Origin of the sequence: Mycobacterium sp. E735, assembly GCF_001666955.1 — a bacterium.
Classification (GTDB): domain Bacteria; phylum Actinomycetota; class Actinomycetes; order Mycobacteriales; family Mycobacteriaceae; genus Mycobacterium.
The window spans coordinates 1-869 of sequence record NZ_LZIX01000110.1; the positions used below are offsets into that span (position 1 = coordinate 1).

Annotated in this window: 1 protein-coding gene; it reads right to left on the bottom strand. The window is 68.6% G+C overall.

Annotated elements, in window-relative coordinates; translation table 11 throughout:
- The coding region (locus A5704_RS09385; protein WP_231968958.1) for a condensation domain-containing protein at positions 1-869 on the bottom strand (869 nt) is incomplete at both ends.

Here is an 869-nt window from a genome sequence, read left to right on the forward strand (position 1 = left end):
ACCGCCACCAACACATGCTCATCGCAACCCACACGGAAAAGCGTTGCCCGCAAAGGAATCTCAACCGACAAATCAAACGCGTAGCGCGCCGCCGCCTCGATGACCTCCTGCAACCGGTTGGCGGACCAGCCGTCGGTCTTGACCACGTCCCATCTGACGGCGGATTGGGTGGGCGGCAGGACGATCTGCTGGGGGTTTCCCTCGGGTGCGGTGAAGACGGTCCGCAAACTTTCGTGCCGCGCCACCACGTCGCCCAGTGCGGCACGCAAAGCGTCGGTGTCGAGTGGACCCTCCAGTCGCAGCGCCGCCGCCATGTTGTAGACGGGCGACGGCCCGTGCAGTTGGTCGATAATCCACAACCGGGACTGGGCGAACGACAGTGGGACCGTCGGCGGGCGTTCGCAGGGCACCAACGGCGCCAGGCCACCGCCGCCGGCGCCGACGCGGGGGGCCAGCTGCGCGACCGTGGGGGCCTCGAACAGCTCTCGCACCGAAAGGCGGCTGTCCAGGCCGTTATTGATGGCCGCGATCACCCGCATCGCCGACAGCGAGTCACCACCCAGATCGAAGAAGGAATCGTCCACGCCGACCCGCTCGACACCGAGGACTTGGGCGTAGATGCCGGCCAGGATCTCTTCGACCGCGGTGGCCGGGGCGCGGTAGTGATCGGCGTCCCGGTAGTCGGGCAGGGGCAGGGCCTGGGTGTCGAGCTTGCCGTTGAGGGTGGTGGGTAGTGCCGGCAAGGCCACGATGGCCGCCGGGATCATGTAGGCCGGTAGCCGCTCGGCCAGCGCGGTGCGGAGTTCGCTGGGGTCGGCGGTGCCGGTGAGGTAGCCCACGAGGCGTTTGTCGCCGGGGCGGTCCTCGCG